The organism is Actinopolyspora sabaoui, from assembly GCF_051225635.1.
In the GTDB taxonomy this organism is placed as follows: Bacteria; Actinomycetota; Actinomycetes; order Mycobacteriales; family Pseudonocardiaceae; genus Actinopolyspora.
Window position 1 is genome coordinate 1 of sequence record NZ_JBMIHH010000023.1, and the last position, 1,263, is coordinate 1,263.

Annotated in this window: 1 protein-coding gene; it reads left to right on the top strand. The window is 68.8% G+C overall.

Annotated features, from left to right (window positions below; genetic code table 11):
* The first annotated feature begins 38 nt into the window (after positions 1–38).
* Positions 39–1,256, top strand: a complete 1,218-nt coding sequence (locus ACOQFL_RS22805) for an IS30 family transposase (RefSeq protein WP_435546255.1) — start codon at positions 39–41, stop codon at positions 1,254–1,256.
* Positions 1,257–1,263 lie beyond the last annotated feature (7 nt).

A 1,263-nucleotide genomic window follows, 5' to 3' on the forward strand; every position in this document is an offset into this window, starting at 1 on the left:
GCTTGGTTTCAAGGGGTGGGTGCAACACCTTTGGAATGATGTTGGTGGAGGTGTTGCGGGTGTTCTCGGTGGTGGAGCGGCATGCCGATCGGGTGTGGCGGTTGTGGCAGGAGCAGGGGTGTGGTCAGCGGGAGATCGGGCGTTGGTTGGGGATCTCGAGTGACTCGGTGCGCAGGGTCGTGGGCCCGGCGGGTGGGATCGCGCCGGAACCGCGTCGGCGGTCGCGGTGGGAGGTGACTCTGGCCGAGCGGGAGGAGATCTCTCGGGGGGTGGCGGCGGAGGTGTCTCTGCGGCAGATCGCCCGGCAGCTGGACCGGGATGTGTCGGTGATCTCGCGGGAGGTCGAGCGTAACGGCGGGAAGGAGGCGTATCGGGCGCAGGAGGCCGAGCAGGCCGCCTGGGACCGGGCACGTCGCCCCAAAACCGCGAAACTGGCGGCGAATCCGGAGCTGGCGCAGGTGGTGACCCAGCGGTTGCAGCAGCGGTGGGCGCCGCAGCAGATCGCTGCGACACTGCGCGAACAGTACCCGGATGCCCCGGAGATGCAGGTGTCGCACGAAACGATCTACCGCAGCCTGTTCGTGCAGGCCAAGGGAACCCTCAAGGGCGAGTTGACCCAGTATCTGCGGCGCAAGCGACGCCTGCGGCGACCGCGGGCGGCCACCGCCCGCGCGGCGAGCCAGCCCACCGGGCGGGGCCAGATCCCCGACCGGGTGCCGCTCTCGCAGCGCCCGGCCGAGGCCGCCGACCGGGCGGTGCCAGGACACTGGGAAGGCGACCTCATCCTCGGCTCCCACGGCAGCGCGGTGGCCACCCTGGCCGAACGTCACTCCCGCTTCGTCATGGTCCTCGCCCTGCCCCAGGGCAAGTCCGCCGCCGCCGTGCGTGACGCGTTGTCCGAACACATCCCCCGCCTGCCCCGACTGCTGCACGAATCCCTGTCGACACAGCACGTGTGGAAGTCCCTGACCTGGGACCAGGGCAAGGAAATGTCCCAACACGCCCAATTCACCATCGACACCGGCGTGCCGGTCTACTTCTGCCCACCCGGACAACCCTGGATGCGCGGCACCAACGAAAACACCAACGGGCTGGTCCGCGACTACCTGCCCAAAGGCACCGACCTCCGCGCCCACACCCAAACCGACCTCGACCACATCGCCACCCAACTCAACACCCGCCCCCGCCACACACTGAACTGGATGACACCCTCCCAAGCACTAGCCCAAGCACTCGGTGTTGCAACCACCCCCTGAGACCGCC